Raw genomic sequence first — 26,757 nt, forward strand, 5'->3', positions numbered from 1 at the left:
CTTCTTATCAACGAACGAATGAATTTACGGGTAGTGATGGCTGTCGATGGGTGAGACAGATTCGCCACTGGTGGTCTCCACCTGAATCCATCGGGTGAGGAGGCCACAAGCAAAGTGCTCACCGAGGCCGAACTCTATCCGAAGCGGAACTACAGCAATAGACTACGGTGCAACAGTACCAGTGTTCCCGTTCGACCCGGTGAATGGAATGTCGATTTCGAGACCGTCGTAGGCCAACATCGGCTTCTTTGCTTCGCCCGGTCCACCGCCCTGAAATTCGATAACGTCGATATCTGCAAGTTCAGAGAGGTTCCGGTGTACCTGCTTGTAGTCTCGGTCAACCAGTTCAGCAGCCTCGCGGATGCTCGCCGGTTCATGTTCGGAGATCGCCTCCAACAGCTCCAGATTCTTCGGACTGAGGAGACGACTGAGTTCGGCGTACGAGTCGAAGTTCAGTGTCGGTTGGGCGTCGTCAAGGTCTTCGCCCTCCTGAGCGGCCTTGAGTCGACTACGCGTGCGCTGGTCGAGATGGTCGCTATTTCCGACGGTGACTTTGAGTGTGGGCATTGTGTTCCTCCCGGCGGCGTCCTACGGTGACCAGTTCCACGAAACGGGCGATAGTTCGGTAGCCTCCTCCTTGAAGCGGTCGTAAAGCGTCAGCATCCCCGGAAACTCGATGTATTCAACATCGTCGTGAATGTGGCGCTCGTGCCCTTTCGTCCGTTCGTGGGCATTGTCGTATCGGAGGATCGTGTCTCCGCCGACCTCCCCAAGATGGAGGCTGTAATCCCAACCACACGGGTACTTTTCATCGTCCGTCTGTCGGATGGTCACAGCAACGACGTAGCCGTCTTTGACATCCCGCCAGTCTTCGATGGTAGTGTAGGACGCCATCCGCTATCCTATGTTATTACCTCCATAGATATAAGCCTATGGAGACAACTCCATAAAAGAGTCAAAAGACCACAATCGAGACTTTGTGTGGCGCCGGTCAAGTATATAAACTGCTGATCTTTTTGCGGGACCGTAGGAAGGACTTCCTTTTCACCCTTATTTCGAGAAGCACTCTGCTAGAGATACGAACATAAATTGAGCCGCACTTTGATCTCCCCGACCACAACAAAGAGCGCCTTCTAAGCTAGGTACGCTCTAACCAAAGCTCCAGTAAGATCTTTAATTATTACCAAATTACTGGTAATCACCAGATGTACGAGGTTCTCGACGACACGGCGGCGCAAGTCATCCTCGCCATCGAGAGTGGTGACTCCATCCGTCGTGTCGCACAACACCTCCACACGCCGTACGAGACAGTGAGGCAGACCGTGAACCGTCTCGAAGACGCAGGGTACTCCACTATGATGACGGCCTCTCTGTCAGCGACGAGCACGTGAGAGACGCCGCACGCGACCTTGTCGCTGCCAGCGCCGGCGTCAGCCCGCCCTCGATTGAGGAGGCGTACGTCCTCCCACAGTTCGGTGACTGGCCATTCACGTTTACGCGGATCGACGCCGTTTACATATGGACCCAAGGCGGCTATCAAGTCGGTCGCGATCCCGATGACTATCCGTTGTTCCTGGCTGTCCGTGAGCAAGACGTCGACTTCGGGAGGCGTTTTTCGAGTCGTTCGACCTCCCCACTGCATTCGAGCGACAGCCCCGAGACGAGTTGGACGGACCACTGCAGGTCGTCCTTGAGCCACGCTCGTCACTCGACGTCAATCACGTCGAAGGGTACCCAGTGATCCCGAGAGCTGAGACGATTGAGTATATGCGCGAGAACTACGCCCAGTTCCAGTCGGCACTGGCGATGCTTGACCGGATGTACGAGGACCACGACCTCGGCGTCGTGTATCGAGAGACAGAACGGGCACACCCTAATCTTGATCAGAGCGGGAAGTCCGTGTAGGAACTATTGGGACAATCGACGTGATCAACGAATAAATAACGCTTAGGCGTCAGGGAGGTCAAAGATCCCGTCTGGTTCTGCCTTATCGACGATAATCGAGTTCGGACGGGTACAAATCGCCTTGATACGGCCGTATTGACGAGTTGAAAGTATCTCTGTATCGTCGCTACATGCCGAGCGATAGTTGTCATAGGCGTCCTGTTCGTCTTTCTTCCCGACACTCACAATCACGTAAGCGGGATCCATCGCTTCTACTGCCTCTCTGTGAAAGCCATCTTTGCGGCCGTGATGAGCTGCTTTCAGTACATGGACGTCCTCAAGGGCTTCTGTCCCCCAGTCCTCTAAAATTTGGTCCCACACTTCTTCTTCCGCGTCCCCTGGAAGCAGGATTGAACGTGTTCCGTGTTGGATTTTGAATACGTAGCTGTAGTCGTTATATTCTGGATTTTCCAGATCAGCATTCTGTTCATTAAGTTCTTGAACGAACTCTGGGGATGGATGGAGGATCTCTATGTTGTCGTGCTCCCAGTATTTCTTTTGTTGTCCTTGAGTCGGCTGGATATTGTCGTGATCCGTGTTTCCCTCTCGAATTTCTTCATGGAGTTCCCAATCTGCCCACTCGTAGACTTCATACCAGTTATTTTCATCACGTTCACGGTTGTGATCGGTATCCCAGAACACACTGAATCCGATTTCTTCATCAAGTCGGTTCAACCCCGATAGGTGATCCATATCCGGATGTGTCGCGATAAAACGCCAGATTTTGTGCGTTACCTCGTCAAAATTCTCGTTGTAGTACTCAATTGGATCATTGAGGTACTCCTGTGCGTACTCTTCAGGGCTAATCTGACTTTTTTGCCGAATCCCAGTCAAGCCGCTTTGTTGGTCGCCCTTTACCGGAAATTGGAGATAGTACTCTAGACTGCTGATGTGATCTTCTTCGACATGCTCTTTCTGTTCGGGCCAATCGTTGATATCGATAACCGATATTCGGCCCTCGTCGCGATGTTGATCGCCAGGGTGCCGGATGATGGTGCAATCACCGTGGTCGACATTCAAAAAATGAACTTGGAGGTGATCATAGAGCATTAGATGTGAACACACACCACCCCCGTATGTTTCTTTCGTGGTGATAATTCTTCTTCAACCCTGTCCGGACCTCCTAAGGAGCCGGCTAATCTACTGCCTGTATGGCTGCTGTTGAAATCTATATTTGGGATGTCGAACGAGGGGATGCGATGTTCATCAAAGGACCAGAACGGAACGCAGTTATTGATCTCGGTCAGCACGCGAACGGCTTTTCCCCCAGTCGACACATCCATACACAACACGGAATCGACTCGGTTGATTATCTGGTGCTCACGCATCCAGATGAAGATCACATCGAAGATCTCCCCGAGTTTTCATCGTACTTCTCACCCGAAGTGATTGCCCGTCGTGACGAAGCAGACGAGTACATCAGACGGCGGAAAACCGACCTCTATCCCGACCGTTCACATTATCAGACAGTGACGGAAGCCTATCTGACACTGACTGATACGTACGATCAACAAGCAACCTTCTCACCGAGTGATCCCTCCTGGAATGGAGGTCTGACGTTCACCCATCACATTCTTTCGTTGGAAGAAGCAGGAGCGACACCGATCGACAATTTAAGTAGAGGGGAGACAGTGAACCTGAATAATATAAGTATATTGACTTTTCTTGAATATGGTTCATTTAAGCTCGTCACTGCGGGCGACCTCGAACAGGAACCTCTCGAAACTCTTCTACAGCAGTCCTCCGTTCGTGATGGCCTTCGTGATACGGATGTTCTCGTCGCACCTCACCACGGTCGTGAGAGCAGTTATACTCCGAAATTATTCCACCATATGACGCCAGAGTTAGTTGCGATCTCGGATGCGAAAGCCGGGTCGACGAATGCAAGCCAAAAATATAGTGCGCAGGCAACTGGGACTACCGTATCTCGGCGGTCGGGAACAACAACTAATCGAAATGTTGTCACGACTCGTCAGGATGGTGTGATATATCTCGGTATCGACGACGGAGAGTACCGCATACGTATTGATTGACCCGCCTTCGATGTTCACGAATTTCGACCCAGTATTTATAATGCGCTGGCTATATTTGTCAATTAATGGTATCTGCACTCGACCCGACGCTGGACACTGAGATCGGTGGTTGCCCTGAGTTTCAGACTGTAGTTCCAACAGCTGAGACGAATCAACATGGACTCTTCGACGGTCTGGAAGATTCCTCATCGACTACGTCTGCCTCTGAGCAGCAGTCTCAGCAATCTTCGTTGGGGGAAGTCGTCGGTGGTGCTATCGTATTGATTGGGGCAGCGTGGCTCGCGGGTGAGATTCTTGGTGAGATATTTGGTTCTAGTGCAGACCTCACCGCCGTTGAACAGCAAATTCTCGCGTCGGCATAATCCCTTCTGAGATCGGGTCGACACTCTTGGAATACCGTACCAGCGGTTCATATAGGATAATATATGAGATGTCGGGATATCTGCAAGAATAGGGATGGCTCTTGCACGAAGCTTCCGAGCGCTGGGATTCTATGATGTCATCACGAATCTCGTTCCTGGCGCGCTCTGGATCGGCGCTCTCATTGTTCTACTCCCGGTTGACGAGCTGATACAGGGGCTTCCCAGTGGAGTGGTTGTCGGAGGATTTCTTACTCTTGCATACGTGACTGGCCATCTGCTTCAGGCGCTGGGCAGCTGGGCCGATTCGCCTACGACATTCGGTGATACACTCACCGCAATTCAAAATGAGACGCCAGCCACGGCACCGCTTTCGGTCACACATATTGAAAAATCGTTTTTGACGTTATGTGAGCAGCGTTTTTCGCTTCCATCGGATTTCGATCACCACGGGAAGCTTCTGAAGATGGTTTTGAGTTATCTTGAGACGACTTCCTATACGCGAGCCCTTCGATTTCAGTCGGTCTACTCATTTCATCGGAGTATGTGGGTCGCGTCTTGGTCCCTGCTTGTTGTGGTCGCTGTTTTAGGTAGTCTTAGCTGTCTGGGACGCTCTCTACTTCCTTCAAATATCGTAACTGTGGGTGTCGTGATCGCCTCACTTGTCAGTGTAGTTGTCTTTTGGAACCGCAAAAATAAGTTCGACAAGACCTTTGTAAAGTACCTGTTCGTTGATTTTTATAATTCTCAGCAATCGACCGCATCCGGAAATTCTGGCCCAGGGAGCTGAGGCTTGACTTCTGACTGGACGGTACTTTACACGTTTTCGGAATCTCGATTTCTACCAACCATTAGCCTGCTGGCAGTTTAGTTGGATAGCAGTACCATGTGACAAAACCGCTATGGGTTCGATAAGATTCTGAAACAGTCGATTTGGCGACTAATGTGACGACTTGAAACCGCTTGCTACTGCTCTGTTGAATAGCGGGGTTGGTTGAGGTAGTCGGAATTTGAGGAGGCCCGTTAGTGGCTGACGCTAGTGGTTTCAAGACCGGGGTCGTCTCAGTGTGGCTCAGAGGCCGCTATTCAACAGAGCACTTGCTACCGCGCTCAGAACTACGATGAGCTCTAAACGGATGACGGCAGTCGATGACGACGCCCCCGCGCTCACGGGGGCGATCGTCTATCACGCTGTTGAAGTCTGTGAATCAGCGGATCATCTGTCCTTGGAGAGGTATCGATTCCAGTTGACGGACTCACCGACGGCTGCCAGCAACACAAGGCCGCAAACGGTACTGAACCGATGGCTCGGGTGTATCTCTATCAGCAGATCTACGACCTCGCCCAGAGCGAGGTCGCAGATCGCCTCGAAAACCGACCATCACTCCTGAAGACGCTTGATTTGGAGAAGGCACCGAGCCAGCAGTCACTCTCGTACGCGTGAAGCGGTTCAGCGAACAGACCAGACAGATGCTCAACGCGGCTGCTGCAGGTATCGCACAGGAGGCCGTTGACCGCGGCGTTGTATTGGAAGCACGTGTTCCGATCATTCCTGACGAAGACGAGGTCAACGAAGACGGCGACGAATCGACGGTAACACGCGAGCACGTTCGAAAGCAGGGGACCAAGATCGTCGAGCCCGCCCGAAGGCACGCCTTCGGCGATTTCGACTCTCACAGAGCCGATAACAGAATCTACGAGGACGAACAGATCCTCGATCTGTTTGCCTCGGCATGCCTCACCCAAGGAAGTGCCCACTCTGAGGGCGAATCTGGCTGTTTTTTCGACGAAAACAACACCTGTGACGACTCAACATTCCTCCGGGTAATCAAGCAGTTCGCAATGCCGGCTGATCAGGAGGTCTCTATCCCACTACAAGAGCACGTATAGCCCAGCAGCACAGCGTCGCGCTAGTGAGAAAGTTAGTTGACTCTAAATCACAAATGTTAGTTTCAATCCTTGTCTGTCATGGGAAGAGGTTAACGACTTGTCCAAGAGACCGGACCAATTGTACCCCGTTCTCGTAGTCAGTAGTAACCCGATATCCTTCTCCATCCTGCTCGATGACCCCCACACTGGCGTGCGCGAGAAGTTGGAGAGCCGACCGGACCTCTTCGGTGGTCGGGATATCGTCCGAGTCCTCCATGCCCACAACGATCCATCGAACGTCTTCTACCGTCTCCACGGGCCCCTCCGCGCGCTCAAGGACACGGATGATTGCGAGCAGGATCTCACCTGTATCGATCCTGTCTTCGATGGTCCCACTTGTCGCGACACTACACATTCAATAAGGGGGCGGCTGGATGTCCGGATATGGATACCCAGAAGGTTACCGCGGCCGACGTCGTGGGCTGGACCTCGCTCGAGGATATCTCTACGTCTCTCCAGAAGCGGGGTCTCGTCCCCCGTGAAGATCTCGGCGAGGACGACGAGTTGGTGATGGAACTAGACGACGATCAGTTCGTCTCCATCATCGAAGCCGGACCGACGCAGGACGCGAAGTCGTTCACGAACCGAATGACCTACCGCCGGCATACGAACCTCGTCTCGACCAACGAGTTCGAGGAGTTCACCTTCATTTCGCGGCGGCGTTCATTCGGGGAAGCTGGCCGGATCTCCTATCAGCAGTTCTCATTCGATCGGAGTGCCTTTGAATACGGTAGGAGTCGCTTCTCGGTGCTCGACAAACTCAACGAGATCGAGTACGGCGACGGGCAGTCAGTCCAAGCGCTGTACGACACCCGAGAAGTCGTCAAGGAATTTTACACTAAGTTCGAGTCGCTGCGGACGGACCTAGTGACGGAAGTTGCGGGGATCCCTGACGGTCGCGGTGACGCGAAACAGCGCTACGTCCAAGTACTGATGGACCGTCTCATCTTCTTGTATTTCATCCAGAAAAAGAACCTCCTCAACTTCAACACGGACTACCTCCTCGAGAAGCACACCGAGTACGTCGACGAGGGGGAGGACGTGTACGAAGATTTTTTCAACCCTCTCTTCTTCGAGGTGCTGGCGGACAACAAGCAGGCCGAAGGCTTTGGCACGGTGCCGTACCTCAACGGTGGGCTGTTCTCAACGACGCCCGTCGAGGAAGAGTTCCCGGAGGTGACACTCGGCGGGACCACAGAAGAGACAAACGAACTATTCGGTGGGATTCTAGAGTTCCTCGACGGGTGGAATTGGCACGTGGACGAACGGCTTGACATTGTCGAGCCGAAGAACATCTCGCCAGAGATCCTCGGTCACATCTTCGAGCAGACTGTCAATCAAAAAGAGATGGGGGCGTACTACACGCCTGCGGAGATCACCGACTACGTGGCTCGGGAGACGATTCATCCGTATCTTCTTGACCAATTGAACGAGGACGTTGGGACGTCCTACGAGTCTATTGACGAGCTGTTCGGGCTGGGCAGCGAAACTGATGTAGCGGCAGAGGTGGCGATCGCTGATGATGGCGCCGTCGCACAAATCGGGGCGCTGGATTCGATTCAGCGAGAGCACGTCGAGACGCTGTATTTCGAGCACCTTCAGGAAGGGCGTGTCATCGACCCTGCGGTCGGGAGTGGGGCGTTCCTCCTTGCGGCCCAGGACGTGCTCTTAGACGTCTATCTGAGCTGTTTGGAGTACTTCGAAGCGCTGCCGGCGTTCGAGCGCACGCCTGCCATCGAAGAGGCGCTAGAGGAGGTGGAACACTCTGGGAGCAAGACGCTGTACGCCAAGCGGGAGATCATCCTCAACAACCTGTACGGGGTGGATATCGATGACGGGGCCGTTGAGATCTGCAAGCTTCGGTTGTGGTTGTCGATGGTCGCCGACATTGAGAACGATCCCGATGAAGTCGAGCCGCTGCCAAATATCGACTTCAACATCCGCCAAGGGAATTCCCTGATCGGGTATATCGACAAGCTTCCGTCGGCCTCAGATGGGGCGACAACCTTCGGCGATTTCTCTGTCCAGAAGAAGTTCAAGCAGGTGATCGAGGCGGTCCACAAGCATAGGGCGGCGACGACGAGTTCTGACGCGGCGAACTGGCGCCGGATCGCTGAAGAGCGAATGAGCAAGTATCGAAGCGATCTCGACGAGGACCTCGCGCAGCGGTTGCGGGACGCTGGGATGGAAGAAATGGACGCCGAGACGCTACAAGAATTCGACTCCTTCCACTGGATCGTCGAGTTCGCAGAAGTAATTGACGACGGTGGATTCGACGTGGTGATTGGAAATCCACCGTGGGAAGTTCTGAGTCCGAATCGCAGTGACTTCTTCTCGAAGTACAACGAGCGCTTCCGAACGTACAACGCCGACGAAAAAGACGAGGTGGAGGAAGAGCTGCTCGCCGACGAGTCGATCAAATCCGAGTGGGAAGAGTACCAGCGCGGGATGGAACAGCGAGCAGAGTACTTTAACACCGCACCGGACTACGATCTACAGTCTCCCTCGGTGAATGGGCGTCGCGTAGCTAGCGAAAATGACCTCTCGGCGTTGTTCTTAGAGCGGACGTTCGGGCTGGTATCGGAGTCCGGGTGGACGAGCCTAATCCTACCCGGCTTCGTGTTTACAGGCGCTATTGCAAAGGATCTGCGTCAGCATCTACTCAATGAGACGACGCTCCAGACGACCATTGGATTCGAAAACAAGGGCATATTCGGCCAAATCGATGATCGGTACCGCTTCGGGATCCTCACCTTCCAGAACTGCGGTGAGACTGAGGGGGTAGACGGCGTTTTCGCACAAACCTCAACCGACATCCTCCAGACAATAGAGGAAGATGCAGCCTACATTCCGCGACGTGTTCTCGAATCTTACTCGCCTAACGCAGTGATCTTTCCATCGGTGACATCGCAAGAACAAGCTGATACGCTTGATTCGATTCTACAGCATCCGATAATCGCAGACAAGGAACAACCGTGGTGGGGAGATCTCGTAACGAAAGAGCTCCACGAACCTACTGACAAGGGGCGGTTCGTAGAAGACCCCGAATTGGGAGATTATCCGATCTACGGCGGGGGGAACATCTATCAGTTTGCCCATGACACGGAAATTTACGACATCGATGGACCAAGCTATTGGAGTGTTGACTCGAAAGACCCGGACGAGAGTGCACGCTCCAGAATTCGGCAAAAGGCGTTCAACAAGGGCTATCTGAAGAAGTCGATCTACTCTACGTATGACGGTAGTGACACGAGTAAATCACAGAAAGCATTCGTCAACGACCTACTGGAAAGTGTCCGTGGTGTGGGGCTCGAAGCGTCAGATGTTCTCCCCGACTACACGGAATACCGGATTGGGTACCGAAATGTCGCTCGTGCTACCGACGAGCGTACAATGATCGCAGCAATAGTCCCAAAGGGAATCACCTGTTTGGAAACTCTCCAGTCGTTCCGTCCATATGAGATAGTAATCGACAACAAAGAGCAGCTGAACTCCCGGCCGCTCCACAACTGTTACAACCGCATCTTCTCCGACGAGGAACTCTTTGCGGCTGTAGCACTCCTCAACAGTATTCCGTTCGACTTCCTTATGCGCACGAAAATCGACACTCACATTGTCAAATACAAGCTTGAAGAGTCGCAGGTCCCGCGGCTCACAGATGGCGACGAGTGGTTCGACTTCATCTGGACGCGCGCTGCACGGCTCAACTGCTACGGCGACGCCTTTGAGGAGATGCGCGAGCGACTGGGCGGTGTCGACCCGGTGACCGACGAGGACGAGCGCCGGCAGCTCCGCGCCGAGATCGACGCCGCCGCGTTCCACGCCTATGGACTGGGCCCCGAGGCGATGCAGTTCGTCCTCGACGACTTCCACCTCGTCGACAACCCACGGCTGATGGACCGCGAGTATCTCGAAATGGTCAGCGAGCAGTATCACGAACTCGCGTAACCTGACCCGTTCAGGCGTCCCATCGTTCGGCCGACCGCATACATACTTAGGGGATGGCAGTAAAAGTAAGGACCAATGCCCGGTGACCTCGAGCGCCTGATCGATAATCGCGGCCAGACGCTGGCGGACACGTTCGACTCGCTCGTCCCCGAAAGTCAGGAGATCCGCATCGCCACCGGCTACTTCTATCTCTCTGGGTTCGACCTTGTCGACGAGTCACTCAACCACCTCCACGGAACCAACGAGGACGAACAGGCACCCCTCAGAATCCTCATGGGGAATGAAACGGACCAACGTACCGCCGATGAGATCGATGAGGGGATGACCCTCCGGGAGACGTTCCGCAAGCGCTTCGATGAGGATCTTTCTGAGCTCAACAGCGCGCAACTGGAACAGGTCGATCAACTCCGCGAGTATATTGAACAAGGCGTCGTCGACGTCCGCGTTCGCCTCACCGATGACGGCTACTTCCATGCGAAGGGCGCGAGCTTCCACACCGCCGCTCAGACTGAAGATGGCTACCCTGCGTCCGATGACCCCGCGACTGTCGTCGGGTCGTCGAACTTCACGCGCTCAGGTCACACCCGCAATATCGAACTGAACCTCACCACCGAAGAGTCAGACGACGTCGCGGCGTTCGACGAGTGGTACGATAGCCAATGGGCCAACTCAGAGGACTTCAGCCTCGACATCATAGATGTCATCCAACAGAACGACAACTACCAGGACTGGAAGGGATCCAACGGTGGCGAATCGGAGATGTTCGGCACCGAGATCGAGCCGTTCGAACTGTACAAGCTGGTCGCCTACGACGCCCTCGGCGGAAATATCGATGAACGCCTCGACAGCCCCCTATACCACTTTCAAGCGGTAGGCTACGAAAGTGCTCGCGAGAAGCTCGGGAACTACAATGGCTGTATCGTCTCCGACTCTGTCGGACTGGGGAAGTCGTTCATTGGGGGCGAACTCTTGCGAGACTACCGGCTGAACAACAAGCGGTGTCTGTTGATCGTCCCCGCGAATCTGACCGAACAGTGGTCTGACTTGTTGCAGGATACCACCGACGAGGATGGAAACCCGTTCTTCAATCTCGACGTCGATGGGACCCACCTCGACATTATGAGCATCAGCAAGTTTCAGAACCTCACCTACAAGACGCTGCAGGAGTTCAAGCAGCAGTGGGATGTGGTGCTCATCGACGAGGCACACCGCTTCCGCAACCACGGCAAGTGGGCTCCCACCCCGGACGACGACGACGACTACAAGGGGACACGACGCCACGCCAACATTCGCGAGTTACGCGGGAAGACGATGATCATGCTGACCGCGACGCCAATCAACAACTCCGCGCAGGACCTCCAAAATCTCATCAGCCTGTTTACCGACGAGAACGAACTCCGGAACAAGGCGAATCTCGATTTCAACGCTTTTGATGAGTACGTCCAGCAGTCCGAGGATCGCAAGGAGATAATCTCCGGAACGCAAGAGGCCTCCGATGAGCGTCTCGCAAAGATCAACAACCAGCTCCAGGATCGTTCCGAGGAGATCTCGAAGATACTCAACGAGATCATGGTGCTGCGGTCGCGCAAGCACGTGAAAGACAGCATCATCGAGAGTGACGACATCGATATGAGCTTCAAACCGCCGAAGGTAACCCGCGAGGAGTACCAACTCCCGGGGGCCTATCGGCCGGTCTACGATAATCTCCCGGAGGTGATTGACGCACTCCACCTCCCCCACATCACTGTGCGCAACCCCCAGTCCGGTGGGACGCTGAAAGCGCTGTTCAAGCTAAACCTCCTCAAGCGGCTTGAGTCGTCGACGTACGCGTTCGTCCAGTCGATCAAAACGCTGTACGACAGTGAGACGGCGTTGCTGCGTGCATTGGAGGAGTTGCCGTCGGACAAGGACATCGAGCGCTTACGGGCCCTGCAGGCGGGCTTAGATAGCGACGAGGAAGCACCCGTAACGCTAGCCGAGTTCGTCGGGAGCGAACGGGAAGCGGACCAAATCGAAGAGACGCTCGAGGAATTCGGGTTTGACACCGGCGCGATCCGTTCGGATGGATCGAGTGACGAACTCGAGGACGCGACGATCGGTGACGTGGTGCGCTATATCCGCGAAGACATCACGTTGTTGGCATATTTTCTCGCAATCTTCATCAGCCAAATCAGCGAGGAACCCGGCCGGTTGAGCGATCTCTCCGTGGGAGTCAACCAGTGGCTTGGACAAAACAACTTGACGGGGATCCCCGATGTACCTGAAGACGAGATCAACCCGCGTATCTACCCCGGCCGTGATCCGGAGGGCATCATTGAGGAGACAAAAGAGTTCTACGAAGAGGTGTTCCTCCTCCAGCGCTTCCGTGACCCGAAGATCGACGAACTGTGCGAGGTCATCGAGGAGCACGATAAGAAGATCCTCATCTTCACGCAATACAGGGCGACCGCGGATTACGTGTACGAGTCGTTGCGGCGCAAAAGCGACCAAGTCACCGATGCCAACAGCGCTGTGGTGAAAGGCGGGGACGACAACAAACAGAAGATTATCAAGCGATTCGCCCCCGATGCCTCAGGCTATCAGCGGACGCTGGCCGAGTCTGGCGAATCCGAGCTCCAGTACGTAGTCGCCACGGACACACTGAGTGAGGGTGTGAATCTCCAGGACGTCCAGGTCGTGGTGAACTACGACCTGCCGTGGAATCCTATGCGCATCGTCCAGCGCGTTGGTCGCATTGACCGAATTGGGAACACCGACGACAAGTTCGTCCACAACTTCTTCCCGGACGGCGATATCGAGGCGGCCATCAAATTGCTGGAACGGCTGCAAGCGAAGATCAGCGATATCGCTCTCATCGTCGGGAAAGAGAACAACATCCTTGACCCCAATGAGAACGCTGCCCTAGAGAAAGCTGGGATTGAGACTGAGAAAACGATCGGGGAAATCGAAGTCGAAGAGATCGGCGAGTCGCTTGAGCGGACGCGGTCCGTCGAGGACTACAACGAACTCGACGACGTGAGTACGAACCCGCTGCTTCGGAATGCCGGCAGTGACGAGCGTGCTGCGTTGGAGCGATTGGAACTGCGCCGGCAGCTGGTGGAGACGTATGACCTGGAGTCCGAAGATTTCGATTTCGCCATGGATTACTTCGACACTCCACCTGGGGAGCGCGACCTGCTGTACACGGTGTACCAGAACTCGCCTGAGACGGTCGACCCTGGTGTGTTCGGATTAGCACATCTGTGGTTCGATGATGGAAGCTCGCCGCCGTTAGGGCGGACGCGACGGGCATTGTATCACGCAACTGGGCAGGGTGATGTAGAGGAGGTGGCGAAGGTCCGGCGGTTAGGGATTGCACCAGAGACGCAGTCGGTGGGAGTTGACCTCGGGTCCGGAGACATCCAGTCGTTGAAAGAGCGGATCGATGATGAGTTGGAAGAACGGTTGGAAGAAATTCAGGCGGGACAGGTTGGCGGCGCGTTCAAACAGGGCGGCAAAATCTCTGTCGAGCAAGAGAAACTCCTGCAGTACCTCGAACTGCGGTTGATGAATAACACCGAGTTAGTGACAGGGCCCAGTGGAGATCCGATTGAAGTCGGCGAATGGGCCGAACAGTTGCACGAACGGCTGAATGGGATCCTGTTGGCCAATACCGACGAGGACTACGAACTCCGGCAGCGCTTCCGAATCGACGGGAAGGCGCTGACCGATTGGGAGACGGAGGCGTTCTTAGCGGAGTTGCAGGATTTCCTGGACGAGTACATTAAGCAGAATCCGGACTTTCAGTCGACGCTGGCCGGGGCGAACTCAGCTGCAGCAGGGATTTTCTGTTGGGGGATCGTGACGGCGCGGTGAGTGTAACGTATAGAAACTGTCCAGTTTCGAATAGGCTCGTTGCTCTATCGACATAGAGCCGTCTGCAAGTACTGCGAAAAGCCACAGAGTGGATGGCACAATTTTATACGGGGTTGTGTCCAAGAATTGGCCAATGGAGACGGTCTTCCAAAATATCACTGGTCGTGATATTTCGGATTGGGAAACGTTGGATGATGTTGTAGACACGTTCGCTTATCGAGGGCTAGAAGAGGTCGATATCTCCAATCAGATTAGTGCCAGCGACGAAGAAACGCTCAGCGAGGCTTCGTTTCGTGCTCTAAAACTCTCTGAGAGCCAATTCATCCTGGTTATCTTGGCCGAGGATGACAAATCACCAATAGATTATCGGAGTGTTCTGGACAACAACACTCGCACTTGTTTTGTAATTGATAGCTTCGAACAATATACGTTTATCACGCGAAAGCCATCGTTTGGCGAACGAACCGAAACCACCTATCAGCGGTATTCGTTCGAAAAACAACAGTTCACGGGAGATGGGCGGAAGTACACTGTTCTGGACAAACTGAACGATTTGAAAGCAGATGACGTTACGTCTATTCAGAATCTCTACGACACACGTGAGGTTGTTAAGCGATTCTACGACGAATTCGAGACACACAGAACGGAGCTGATCGGCGAAGTTATCGGCCTGTCATCAGATGTGGACAAACCTGGCCAGGCGAAAGCCCGGTATGTCCAGACGCTGTTTAACAGGCTTATTTTCCTCCATTTCATCCAGGAGAAAGGTCTGCTAAACGGGAACTCCGATTATCTCCTTGAGAAGCACGATGATGCAGCCCAAGAAAAGAACGACGTATACTCAGCGTTCTACGAGCCGCTCTTCTTCAAAGTCCTCGCCGAAGAAGATCAAGGGGCCGACGGAGGTGATGAGATCGACACTTCGTTCATTTCTGATGACAATCTTCCATACCTGAACGGCGGGTTGTTCGCAAAATCTTCCGTCGAAAACAAGAATCCACGAATCCGACTCGGTCGGACATGTGGAGAGCGGAATGACAATTACCGCCGGATATTGAGTTTCCTCGACGAGTGGAATTGGAACGTCGACGAGCGACTCGATATTGTTGAACCAAAATACCTCTCACCGGAGATCTTGGGACACATCTTCGAACAGACTGTCAATCAAAAAGAAATGGGTGCCTACTACACTCCCGAAGAAATCACCGAGTATATGGCCCAGCGGTCGATTCGGCCATATTTGATTGACGAACTCAACGACCTCCCTTCCGTTACGCAGCAATACGATTCGCTCGAGCAGGTCTTCTCCCTCAATCGGGACGTAGAGACTTTCTACAAAGACGTTCTCCTTGAGACCGCGATTCTGGATCCTGCAGTTGGGAGTGGCGCCTTCCTCCTTGCCGCCGAAGAGGTTTTGCTCGAATTATATCTCCGATCTATTCGGACGATCAAGCGGACTCACACGGCCGACGAATATGACCAGGGATCACCGCTCAAAACTGCAGTCCAACTTGACCCAGATCAGGAGGAGCTAATTGTAAAGAGGACGATCATACAGAACAATCTGTATGGTGTTGACATCGATGACGGCGCGGTACAGATCTGTAAACTCCGACTATGGTTGTCGATGGTGGCGCAAATTGAGAATGACCCCGATAGCGTCGAACCACTACCGAACATCGATTTCAACATCAGAGACGGAAACTCCCTGATTGGGTTCATCACCGACGAAGAAAGCGTTCTCGACGATAATACCACGCTTGACAACTTCGGGGAAAACGCAGTTGAGAGTTACATCGACGAAGTCGCAGGCCTCATCGAAGATCAAGAAGCCGCGTCAGGGGCGCGCGCAGTTGACCTTCGCGAGGAGGTTGAAGAAACGATGAATACTGCGCGTGATGACCTTAATGAGCGAGTCAAGAACGAATTTGAGCAGGCTGGGCTTGAGGTTACTCAGGAAGAAGTCAATGACCACAATCCCTTCCACTGGGTAATCGAGTTCGCGAAAGTCTATCAAGAAGGTTGGTTTGACGTGATTATCGGTAACCCGCCGTGGGACCGGATTCGTCCGACTCGTGACGAGTTCTACGCTGACCGGATTGAGTCTTTCAGAACGCTACTTCCGAGTGAACAAGAAGAAGAGATAGACAAGGTGTCCAAAGCAAATCCTGGACTCGAAGATGAGTATGACCGTTATGAAGAGCAAATCCACCGACTCGCAGAGTATTTCCACAATAGCAATTACTACGATTTCCAGGACCCCAAGGTCGATGGACGGAAACGGTCTACCGAGAACGATCTTTCTGCGCTCTTTTTAGAACGGATCTATAAGCTGGCGGACGAAAGTACCTACGTTGCTCAGATCCTCCCCGGAAACATCTTCACTGGACTCGCAACGAGGGACCTCCGCCAGGAGTTGATGAACTCGAAAACGACGAAGTCCATCATTGGATTCGAAAACAATGGGATTTTCCAGAACATTCATCAACAATACAAATTTGGAATTGTCGTATTCAAGAACTCTGGAAGGACCGATGAACTGCGTGGTATCTTTGGTCAGTCTGACCTCCGAATCCTCAGAGAACTCAAAGAAGGAGATTCATCGAGATTACTGGATATCCCTGCATCGGTGCTCGCTGATTACTCACCGACTGCTGGCACCTTCCCGATTGTCCAAACGCAAGAGCAAGTCGATGTGCTGAAAACTATTATTCAGCATCCCGAAGCTAGCAAACGAGTCAACGACAGTTGGTACGCAAATCCGTACTGTGAACTTCATCGAACAAATGATTCCGACCGATTCATCGAGGATAGCGAAGAGGGGGACTATCCAGTACTGGGGGGTCGGAACATCTATTCGTTCCAGTACGATGACTCAGCGTTTAATATCGACCCGCCACGGTTTTGGTCAGTTGACGACGGGTCAGAACGGAGCGCGAAACAGCGAATTCGAGAGAAACAGGTCCGGAACCTAAAGTCCGAACTGTACGATTTCGTCGGTGAATCTGCGGCAGTTCGAGAGCAAACAGGAGTCACTCAGAGTGGCTCGAAGAAGTCTGTCGTCAACGAACTGTTGGACGAAACCCGGGGAGAACCACTCTCAGGGGATGACGTCAAACTCGATTGCGAGGAACACCGCATCGTCTATCGAGATATTGCTCAGCCAACAGATGAGCGGACGATGATCGCGACTGTAATCCCGAAAGGGTATGTTTGCCACAACAAGCTGCACACCGTTCGTCCGCTCGAGGTCAATCCAGATATCTCGGATCTATCAAACGATACGCTTCACAGTGCGTACAAACGCATATTCACCGATAAAGAACTATTTGCTGCGGTTGGGGTACTGAACAGTCTCGCGTTCGATTATCTGATGCGGACGAAGGTGGACAAAAGTGTGGTGATGTACAAGTTCCGTGAGTCGCAACTCCCGCAGTTAACTGAAGGCGACGAACACTTTGAGGAGGTGTGGCGGAAGGCTGCCCGCCTCAACTGCTACGGGAAGCCATTCGAAGACCTCGCAAACGACCTCGGGATCAGTGATGAGATCATTAAACCAGGCCCAACTGAGGAGCGACGTCGGACTCAATCGCAATTGGATGCGGCGGTGTTCGATGCGTATGGGTTCGATCAAGAAGATGTAGAATTCATCTGTGATGACTTCCACCGCGTTAGCAACGCACGCCTCATGGAGGAAACTTATTTCGAACAGGTGAAAGACGAATTTGAGAGCCTTAACAGATGAGTTCCTTATCCGCGGGCCATGTGTTGAGATGGGCTTTTGGGGAAGTGCGCCACGCAGCCGAACAAGGAGAGACAACCAGTGTTTGGGCCCACGGAGAACGATATCCTCAGCTTCTTGGCATACTCAGTCACAGGCTAGACCCTGACGCATCTGACGATGACGGTGAAAATGGAGATTCGAAGACATTCGAGTTTGACGTCAGACTCCCTGAACACCACCGGGTCCACGTCATACACAGTGCGATCGAAAGCATCGTTAGATGTGAAGAAGAGTTGTTAGAAGCCTATGAAGCACGGGCAGACGATGACGACCGTGTTCGGTCACTTTTCGATGGTCCGCCAAGTCCATGGGCGGAAGACCTATCGTCTAGTCAAATTCGCAGCATCGAAGAACATCTGGGCGTAGAACAAGACCAACTCCCTGGAGATTGGAAACCTCATACAATCTTTGAGCAAATTCTCAAAAGAGACAGCACCGATGAGGAAAGTCGAACGTTCCGGATCTACTGTGCACTAAATCTTGTTAGTAGTGATAGGCACCGGCTCCCGACTGTATTGAATATTGGAGGATCGACAGTCCGCGCAGTTACCTCTGAGAAATGGGAGAGGGTAATAGAGTCCGCTTTAAGCTCCGGGTCAGTACGAGATATTGAGCATCCAGAAGAGTCGTTTAGTCAGTACTGCGATTCGGACGGGCTCCCTAGCGACAGCATCGTCTCGTATTGGCGGGTTGAGTACGATGCATCAAGTATTGAAGAGGCCAATGTTCAATTCAGGAGGACAATCCAGGCTATTCTCGGTGGCATGACTGCAGTGGTTTACGATCACGAGACGGACTACGCGCCATACGATATTCCGGAGTATGCAGGGCCAGTAGACAAATCTCATGTGCCGATGCCACCGTTCCATCTCATCTGCGACGAAGACGACAACTGTCTCGATTTTGGAACGACTAATTCGCTAGAGTATGGATCGCCGCACAGACTTTCAACCGAACAGTCCCAACAAGTGGACGAATTATTTGTCCGGACTGGGTGTGACCCAGAAATAACCGAAGCCTGGCGCAAAGGCTTGGCTGCATATCATCGGTCGTTTGCTGCTGATACGATCGTTGATGAGTACCACTGCTTGTGGCAAGCAGTAGAAGCCCTGGTAATGACCGATGGTGGATCATCTGATTCAAAAGATATTATAGAGTATGGGAGTGGTGCGGTTAAGAATCAGTCAGATCGAACAAACTCAAGTGTACCGTGGAATCGGCCGAGTAGATACCAACTCCTAGAGATGCGAATCGACGTCCTCCGACAACGACGCAATCATGTAGTCCACGGGGGTGAAGAAACTGGTGTGTATGGCCGTGATACTGCGTCTCTTCGTATCGCACTCGATGGGCTGATTGATTTATACCTCGAAATGTTTGCATCTGGGGTTGAAAGACAAACTGTAGAAGGAATCCTCTGGTACGGGTACAAGTCGAAAGACGCGATCGATGAGTCAATATCAGATATCTCTGAACTGCATAATGATCTCGAGAATAAACTTGAAGAGAAAGATGTCCAACTTGAGCGGAGACGGTCCGCCCAGAACTGGAATGGATACGACAAATCCTGATCTTAGCAGTGTAACGACTTGTCTAATGAGCCACAACAGATTCCACTCGTTTCACTGGAAATGCGGTGTGTCTGGACCTTCCAGTGGGTGCGGTAGTAACGGAAAATGAGATTACTATTATGATATTGAGGCTACTATTTAGAACGAACACAAAGTCTGAATCACCGAGAACGAAATGGAGGACCTCCGGCGGATCACGACCAGCCAACAATAAGATGTCCTCCAGATTGGAATTACCACTCCCAATTTGGTCGTGATTATCGCGCTAATCACAACCGCGTAGAGGGAATCATCCAGATCGGCGGATTGCTCTCTAGTTTGCAGAATTGACGAGCGAAGTCTGCGTTGTCGTTGGATCGGGATCAAGCCCCAGCACGACCGATTTGGGGGGTTGGTAACGGACTGTGTCACCCGTCTCAGTCAGTTTTTCGAGCGTCGTCCCCTGCAGGTGAGCGACCAGCGACAGCACTGGCCTGACATCTGGATGCAACTCCAGCCACTCGTCGAACCGATCACCGCGTCCTGTCACAGTCAGCGTCAGTTCACCGCCGTAGTCGATCTCCCGGTGTCCTAGTTCGTAGAGAACTTCGGCGATAACGGCCATTTCGTCGGAGAACGCCGGCCCGTAGGCCGTTGTGTCCACCTCAGGGGTAGGGATCGTAGCCCGCGAACCGCTGTCCTCACCATTGAACGACAGGCAAATCCGCCATTCCGTCGCTCGACCCGGCCCAAGATCCTCGCGTTGGATGACGCCGGCAGCCTCAAGGTCGGCAAAGTACGTCTCATTGTTCCGAAGCGTCTGTGTCGAGACGTCCAGAAGGTCGGCAAGGTCACCCGTTGCCAGGGGCTCATCGACATCCAGCAGTATCGCGACAGTTTCCGAGACAGATCGGGGGCCGATATCGGGTAAGAGTTCGGCGGCATCGAGCATCGACAGCGCATACTGGAGATCGTCGGTCGTGAGGGTCCGTGGCCGGTCCGTCTCGGCACCGAGATAGGAGACGGCCCGTGCCGCAGCGAAGGCATCGCTCGTCAGTGCATGGAGGATCGAAACCGTCTCTCGGGTCGGTTTCAGCGATTTGAGGCTGAGTTGCCGGGACAGCGCAGTGGCGACGGCGTCGCGACGATCACCGTTGACGATATCGACATTCAGTATGAACGCTGAGAACCCGTCAGCCTCGTCCTGAAGATCGAGATACTCGTCAAGATTTTCGAGGTTCGAGCGCATCGAATCGACGGTCGGCCCGGCCAAGACCCAGCTGCCAGTCGTGTCGCCGGTTGGGTCAGTTGCATCGACGTCAGGCGTCGCGAGAAGTTGGGACCGCTTGTCTGTGCGGTCCTCGTAGAGGACACGATACGCGGAATAGAGCCCGTAGCGACTGGACACGGCGGTCTGGGTTGCGATCATCTTCGCGAGGTGATCCCGGCGGCAGCCATCCGAGACAGCCCACTCAGGAATCTTGAGGACACGGGTGATGTCGACCCCCAGCATATCATAGATTCGAGAGACAGTGCCGAGCAGGCCGTGTGCGGTCCGGGCCAACATTGACAGGCCGTTGTTCTCGTCGTTGCTGTCGTCCTCAACGTCGACGTCAACACTCATCGATAGTAGGCCGTCGCGAGCCTGTCGAAGCCGGGATTGAAGCCCCTTCGCGTCGGCGTCTTGGTTTCGTAGGTAGCCCAGACAGCCGCCGTCCCGGAGTAGATACGGGTCAGTCACTGGGAGTCCATCAAGACCAGACCGGTCTGGCCCGCCAGCGAGTCTGTTCTGCGTTAAGACCTTCTGAAACGCCGGTTCCGAGAGTAACGCCGCACAAAGACGGACCAGTGTGTGGGCCTGGTAGCCGGCTGCTTCAACCTCAACAACGACCTCGTCGCGCTCCTCTAGGAATGAGTAACCGACCCCACGAGAGTCCCCAGTCGAGTCGACCGTGCGGGACGAGAGCGCGATTTCGCCGGGAGCGGCCGCTGAGACCGCTGCGTCGTGGATGTGACCGTCAAGGAACGAGACGGACGGCGTGGTGCTGGAGCCGCCGCGGGTGGCGGTCGCGGCCTCGCTGTCGGGCCGGTCCCCCTCCTCTCCTTTGGCGGTTGGGGTGTACACGGAACTGTGCGGAGATTTTGGGGGGTCAGTAACGCCGGGTGAATCGGCCCGCTGGCTGGTACCCACTCCTTGCGTGCTCTCGTCAATACGGCCCGTACCGCCATCAGAGGGGACAGACGAGGTTTCGAGAGAGGAGTCTGGGTGTTCATCCAGCAACGCATAGCCCGCTGGCAGCAGGCGAACAGTCCGTTCGTGTGTACCATAGGATTTCACCAGATCGGCGTCAGCCATCCGCTTCACCCACGCGCGTATCGCTTCGCGAGAGGACCACTCCAAGAGCGTGTGACTTTGGAGAGCATCGTAGGTCAGTTCCTCTTTTGTGGCATCTGCGACGGCGTAGAGGCGCTTCCAGTCCTCATGGTTTGCCCCTCGGTCGGCCAAGAGATTTCGGACGTGCTGGCGGCGCTGTTCTGTTCGCGTTGTCACGGCGTCGGACCCGTGCAGGCACGATTCCAGAGACTGAATAACGCTGGCCGGCAGCACCTTATCAAACTCGGAGAGGAGATGTCGCTGGACTCGTGGCGTCGCGTTCGTCAGGACGATCTCGATACCAACACTCAGTTCGACGAGAAACTTGATCAGCGCCGTGCGTTGTGTTCGAGAGAGGTCCCACAACTCACGCACGTCGACGGCAAGCGTTGGCTGGACGTCGGCGGCCTCAAGCATCGTGATCGGCCCCTCAAGCACATCAGCAAGCGATGAATGGGTCCCGATAGATGTTGCTCCACCGAGCTGGCGAGACACTTCCAGCAGCCGGAACCACTGCAACTGTGAGTCGGCTGCTTGGGCGGCCAGCGTCGCGTAGTGGTACTCGTTTTCCGTGCCGGGAATCTCGTCAGTAAGTGCCGTGACACCGCACTCTTCGATCAGTGTCGCCCGCCACTTGTCGCGAGGCACATCCGCGAGCAGTTGGCGTAGCGCTGTCAAGAGTGCATCCGAGAGTTGTGTGTCGGGTTCCCAAAGGGCGCGATTGAGAGCCGTAGGACTCGTTATGGCCTCTGGGCCGAGTGATAGTCGTGCGGTAGGGTCTATCGACCCCTCGGGGCGAACGTCGAAGCTCGTCATGTCCGGCGATTACGACAGTCTCACAGCTATCTGCCGACGCGACTAGACCCAAACACAGCGCAGAGATGGCTCTCTCTGTTCGGGCGCAACGCTTATTTCATCACGGCAAGAAGCAGTAGGTGAGAACGATAGTAGGCTCACCTTTTCAGCCGGGGTCGTTGGCGCGACCCCGGCGTCCTGCCTCTCACCGATTAGCGGTGAGTGTTTTCCGTATGCTTGATGTTGATTTGGTTTGGCCGCTCCTGTCTTAAACACCGCGGCTAGTTTGTCTGCCGCACGTCAGACAAGAGTTAGTTGACTGTCTTGAGTGGACCAGCGATCCGCGATTTCCCTCCCCAGCTGTCGGTGGGGAGCGGTCCCGTCTCGCTGGTCCCCTATTGAGTCGTTGCACTTGTATGTGACAATATCTAGTTATGTTATATGTATTTTTCCTTTCACTTTGCCGACAGTATAGACGAAACTATAATGACATATATAGTCTATATTCTAAATATTCTTTCAGTATCAGGATTTTCATGTGACTAAGTTAATTATACTTTTCAAACATATTTTTCACAGCCTGAGTATACATGGGTGCGTAAAACTACGTCATTCACGTAAAATACTGCCTGTCAAAATCTAGAATGTTATATTCTGTTCACAAGTTATTTGTTCATCCCACTGTCATAACATGCTGGTGGATTCAAGACAGAATTCACCAACTGTATAAGAAAACCAACATAACGCTACCAGCGGATTACCGGTGGGGAATCGGCGGGCAAGCAAGACCGCAAAAACAGAGATATCTATGTCAACACAAACCACAGCATCGAACGCATCGACCGCACAACCAACACTCTACACGCACGCGAAGCGGCGGTTTGCTGACGCCTGGCTCACGCCCGGCGTGCGACAGGCGACCCAACTGCTACTGCTCCTCACGCTGTTTGCTGGCTCGGCGATGGGCCAGACCGACGTCGGGAACATCTACTGTGACACTGCTGTCGAGGATGGCGTCAACGTCGTCTTCGGCGCACTGGCTGGTCTCGGCCTGCCAGCGACGATGGTGTTCGTCGGTCGCAGTGGCCTGTCGTACATGCGGGCCTCTGGCAACCCGAACCAGCAAAACGAGGCTCGCCGGGACCTCATCCTCTCGCTGGTTGGTCTCGGCGTCGTTGTGCTGGCAATCGTGGCTCCAGAACTCATCACGAAGTTCGGGGACAACGTCGGCTTCGGCTTCTCGGACTGTGTGACGCCATTCTGAAGATACGATGCTACCACTCCGCTCACTGCTGGTGATCGCGGCCCTTTGCTCGCTGCTCTCGACAGCCGCAGCTGCGGGGCCGGCGTCCACTGGCAGCAACCCAGCCCAGATTGAGCGGGGGACGGCACACTCCTACACCGACGCGAGTCACGGTGGCGTGGGGATACTCCAACAGAACGCCACCGCGCCGAATGGCTCCAACAGCGAGGGAACACAGACGAATCGCACTGACAACAACGACTCCAGCGTCCAAGACCCAGCAGGCAACGAGACAGCAGGCAACAGGACAACAGCCAACGGAACCGAAGGCAACGAGTCTGCCGACCAGGGACCAGCGGCGAACCAAACAGAAGCAAACAGATCCGTCGAACTCGGAGCAAGGCGGAACCTCAGCGCGAAAGTCTCGTGCTACGAGAACGCCTCGAACCCGCCGGCCAATGCGTCAGTGGGAGAAAACGCGACAGCAGGCGTTGTGCCCCCGAACCGGTCCTACCACCACAACCACACGTTCTTCCGTGCGCTGTGGTCTGGCGACCCTGACCATCCGAACCTTACGCGGGCCGACCGGACCGGGGCTGAGAACGGCACGCTGGCCGTCCTCCCCTCTTGCACGGGAGATATGGTCTCTCGCGAACCATCGAACACAACGCTGTGGAACCGGCCCGAACACGACTCGTTCCGGACTGGCATCGAGAACGCCTCGCACCCAGTGAACGTCACGGACACTCGCTCTGGCATCTGGATTCGTGACGCCTACGTCGCGTTCTTCAGCATCGAGCCATCAACGGTCGTCCACAAAAAGTCGGGTACGGAACGGCTGGTCCGTGCGAACGGGACCGTGCGTGCCATTCACGACTACCGGGTGTACATCTCGGAGTTCTTCGAGGACGACTTTCAGGTCGTAGACACGTCGACGAACACGACGCTGTACGCCAACGGCACTGCGATGGACAACAGCACTGCCGCCCAGCCCACGCTCAACTACACGGAGATCAACGGGACCACGGAACTCCAGTTGGTCACGACGATCTCGACGAATCTCTCGGAGATTGGCGATGACGAGATTGACGAGTACGAACTGACGGTTACGGACTCGCGGACGGTCCAGGTGGAAAACCTCTCCGAGCGGGAGATGGTCGTCGAACCCGGCGTCGTCCCGAACGGCAGAGGGGCCACGACCGACGACTATCGGATCGGGACCGTAATCCCCGGCAGCTGGCAGAGCGTCCAGTTCGATGGCGGATACGAGGTCCAGAGCAAGTGGCGGTTCTATACCCGCTCACCGCCCGGCTGGGCGAACTGGTCGGAGAACACGACCACGCCAGTACGGCCACTCGAAACCCATGCTGTCCGGACGACGGAAGGTCCGGCAGTCACGGTCAACCGCGTCCAAAATGAGAGTTCCGACGGCTGGCGGTTCGTGCCGTCGCTCGAAGCGACGTATCCGACGAATGCGACTGTGAACACGACGGCGAACGCGACCAACAGGACGACGCTCCCGCCGGAGATTCGGATCAACCGTTCGGAGACGTTCACGACGGCAGATCGGTTCACGATTCGGAGTGCGGAACAACTCCGGACAGAGAACTTCGAGATCAACGGACTGGTTCGCGGGAACAGCATCGAACAGCCAGCGGACTCGACGAACCCGACGCTAATCCGCGAGGTCAACATCACCTCTGAGGTCGTCAACTCGACTGACAACTCGACGGACCTGCTGGTCCGGGTCGAACCGACGGCTGGCTTCCCGATTGCGGCAGGGAACGTTACCGTCGCAACGGGACAGTCCCGGGTCGAACGGCCACTGTCTGGCGATGATGAGATTACGGTCACCGTCGACCAGGGCGAAGTCTCCTCGGCGATAGTCACGTATCGTCCGGCCCAAATCTGGTGGGAGCAAGGGCGTGCTGTCCCGGTACGAGACACCCAAGAGCGGGTCGCCTACGAAGTGAATCTCCCCGACCTTGCGGAGTTCATCGACCTCGCTGTAGTGACGCTCCTGACGTTGTTGCCGGCTGTGCTGGCGCTGTATGGCTACGACGTCTGGACGAGAGGCAAACTTGTTGGTTGGTATAATCCATGACAAAGCAAAATATACCACGAAATAGCAGTATCGACCGCAGAACAGTGCTTGGACTCCTTAGCGGGAGCCTTGCCGCGCTTGCAGGCTGCAGTGGCGGGCTGTCTAATAGCGGTGACGGAGGTGACGGAAGCGCCGGCCCACCAGAAGAGCAGTCCGACTACATCGAAGAGACGTCGATTGAGATTGTCGAGAACGGCCGTCAATTGGCTCTGGAAGTGGCTGTGACCGATGAGATCGAGCCCTCATCGGTCAGCATCATCACAGAGTCCGGGCGGGAGTTCGTCAGCGACTATTTCAGCCCCGGTGAAACCCGGACACGCCTTTCGCTAACAGAGGGCGAGGACTCGAATGAGCCGCTGCCTCGGGGCCAGCACACGCTCTATCTCCGTGGTGACGACGTCGAAACTAAACTCCCACTCGAACTGGGCACCACGTTTGAGTTTGAGGAGGTTATCCCTGGGGCTGAACATCCAGACTTCGTCGATGGTAGCTTGGCGGTGGTTGTGCGGAACGTGGGGAAACGCACAGATGCAGCATCTCAGACGCTTCTAGATGGTGAAACGAGAAGTGAGCGCTTTGTACCAGTGGAGCCCGGTGAATCTGCTGCCGTTAAATTTGATTTTCTCCTCAAGGATGGCCCAGGAATATGTGCAAGAGCTGATGAAGCTGGCGAGATAGCTGAGATCAACCACCGTCTGGCAGTTAACTTCCTTTGGAGTGATACAGTTACAGTTTCTCAGACCATCAAATATAACAATACTGATGGGTGCAAAAAGTCGCTAGTTGGTGAGCCAGAGGAAGTCACCGCAACCCCGACGAAGACGGAGACGGAGACGTAG

The 26,757-nt window shown here is 54.5% G+C and carries 15 protein-coding genes and 2 pseudogenes; 12 read left to right on the forward strand and 5 right to left on the reverse strand.

Annotated elements, in window-relative coordinates:
* Positions 1 to 162: 162 nt before the first annotated feature.
* Together AV059_RS03025 and AV059_RS03030 are read right to left on the reverse strand one after the other, a co-directional pair.
* On the reverse strand, positions 163 to 567 hold the full coding sequence (locus AV059_RS03025) for a transcriptional regulator (RefSeq protein WP_014030648.1): 405 nt from the start codon (positions 565 to 567) through the stop codon (positions 163 to 165).
* Between the two features lie 21 nt (positions 568 to 588).
* On the reverse strand, positions 589 to 894 hold the full coding sequence (locus AV059_RS03030; RefSeq protein WP_058992241.1) for a DUF6516 family protein: 306 nt from the start codon (positions 892 to 894) through the stop codon (positions 589 to 591).
* 311 nt (positions 895 to 1,205) lie between these two features.
* Between AV059_RS03030 and AV059_RS03035 the strand changes: the two are divergent.
* Positions 1,206 to 1,905: pseudogene (locus tag AV059_RS03035) on the forward strand (helix-turn-helix domain-containing protein).
* A gap of 42 nt (positions 1,906 to 1,947) precedes the next feature.
* Here the strand turns inward: AV059_RS03035 and AV059_RS03040 are convergent.
* On the reverse strand, positions 1,948 to 2,994 hold the full coding sequence (locus tag AV059_RS03040) for a ComEC/Rec2 family competence protein (RefSeq protein ID WP_058992243.1): 1,047 nt from the start codon (positions 2,992 to 2,994) through the stop codon (positions 1,948 to 1,950).
* 101 nt (positions 2,995 to 3,095) lie between these two features.
* Here AV059_RS03040 and AV059_RS03045 point away from each other — a divergent pair, with 101 nt between their 5' ends.
* From AV059_RS03045 to AV059_RS23120, 4 genes and pseudogenes are all read left to right on the forward strand, one after another.
* Positions 3,096 to 3,977, forward strand: coding sequence for a ComEC/Rec2 family competence protein (locus AV059_RS03045; protein ID WP_079990708.1), 882 nt, complete (start codon positions 3,096 to 3,098; stop codon positions 3,975 to 3,977).
* A gap of 65 nt (positions 3,978 to 4,042) precedes the next feature.
* Positions 4,043 to 4,339: a hypothetical protein gene (locus AV059_RS03050; RefSeq protein WP_058992246.1), complete on the forward strand. Its 297-nt coding sequence runs from the start codon at positions 4,043 to 4,045 to the stop codon at positions 4,337 to 4,339.
* 94 nt (positions 4,340 to 4,433) lie between these two features.
* Positions 4,434 to 5,126, forward strand: a complete 693-nt coding sequence (locus AV059_RS03055; RefSeq protein ID WP_058992247.1) for a hypothetical protein — start codon at positions 4,434 to 4,436, stop codon at positions 5,124 to 5,126.
* Positions 5,127 to 5,472: 346 nt separating this feature from the next.
* A pseudogene (locus AV059_RS23120) lies at positions 5,473 to 6,217 on the forward strand (transposase); the annotation flags it as partial.
* Positions 6,218 to 6,302: 85 nt separating this feature from the next.
* Here the strand turns inward: AV059_RS23120 and AV059_RS03065 are convergent.
* On the reverse strand, positions 6,303 to 6,620 hold the full coding sequence (locus AV059_RS03065; RefSeq protein ID WP_228841718.1) for a hypothetical protein: 318 nt from the start codon (positions 6,618 to 6,620) through the stop codon (positions 6,303 to 6,305).
* A gap of 29 nt (positions 6,621 to 6,649) precedes the next feature.
* On the opposite strand from AV059_RS03065, the gene AV059_RS03070 reads away from it, so the two are divergent.
* The 4 genes from AV059_RS03070 to AV059_RS21830 all read left to right on the forward strand — a co-directional run bounded on the left by AV059_RS03070 (position 6,650) and on the right by AV059_RS21830 (position 19,423).
* Positions 6,650 to 10,213, forward strand: a complete 3,564-nt coding sequence (locus AV059_RS03070; RefSeq protein WP_058992249.1) for an Eco57I restriction-modification methylase domain-containing protein — start codon at positions 6,650 to 6,652, stop codon at positions 10,211 to 10,213.
* A 75-nt stretch (positions 10,214 to 10,288) separates the two neighbouring features.
* Positions 10,289 to 14,068 (forward strand): helicase-related protein, encoded by a 3,780-nt coding sequence (locus tag AV059_RS03075; protein WP_058992251.1) that lies wholly within the window; start codon positions 10,289 to 10,291, stop codon positions 14,066 to 14,068.
* A gap of 133 nt (positions 14,069 to 14,201) precedes the next feature.
* Positions 14,202 to 17,813, forward strand: a complete 3,612-nt coding sequence (locus tag AV059_RS03080) for an Eco57I restriction-modification methylase domain-containing protein (protein WP_058992253.1) — start codon at positions 14,202 to 14,204, stop codon at positions 17,811 to 17,813.
* Entirely contained in the window at positions 17,810 to 19,423 is a 1,614-nt protein-coding gene (locus tag AV059_RS21830; protein WP_154020979.1) for a hypothetical protein, read from the forward strand. The genes AV059_RS03080 and AV059_RS21830 overlap by 4 nt, the downstream gene beginning before the upstream one ends.
* Before the next feature lie 313 nt (positions 19,424 to 19,736).
* On the opposite strand, the gene AV059_RS03090 is transcribed toward AV059_RS21830, so the two are convergent.
* Positions 19,737 to 22,424, reverse strand: a complete 2,688-nt coding sequence (locus tag AV059_RS03090; protein WP_228841719.1) for a replication protein H — start codon at positions 22,422 to 22,424, stop codon at positions 19,737 to 19,739.
* 955 nt (positions 22,425 to 23,379) lie between these two features.
* On the opposite strand from AV059_RS03090, the gene AV059_RS03095 reads away from it, so the two are divergent.
* Genes AV059_RS03095 through AV059_RS03105 form a run of 3 tightly spaced genes read left to right on the forward strand, consistent with a single transcriptional unit; the run spans position 23,380 to position 26,757 of the window.
* Entirely contained in the window at positions 23,380 to 23,835 is a 456-nt protein-coding gene (locus AV059_RS03095; RefSeq protein ID WP_058992258.1) for a pilin, read from the forward strand.
* Positions 23,836 to 23,842: 7 nt separating this feature from the next.
* Positions 23,843 to 25,918, forward strand: a complete 2,076-nt coding sequence (locus AV059_RS03100) for a hypothetical protein (protein WP_058992261.1) — start codon at positions 23,843 to 23,845, stop codon at positions 25,916 to 25,918.
* Positions 25,915 to 26,757: a hypothetical protein gene (locus tag AV059_RS03105; protein ID WP_058992263.1), complete on the forward strand. Its 843-nt coding sequence runs from the start codon at positions 25,915 to 25,917 to the stop codon at positions 26,755 to 26,757. The genes AV059_RS03100 and AV059_RS03105 overlap by 4 nt, the downstream gene beginning before the upstream one ends.

Origin of the sequence: Haloarcula sp. CBA1127 (genome assembly GCF_001485575.1) — an archaeon.
Lineage (GTDB): Archaea > Halobacteriota > Halobacteria > Halobacteriales > Haloarculaceae > Haloarcula.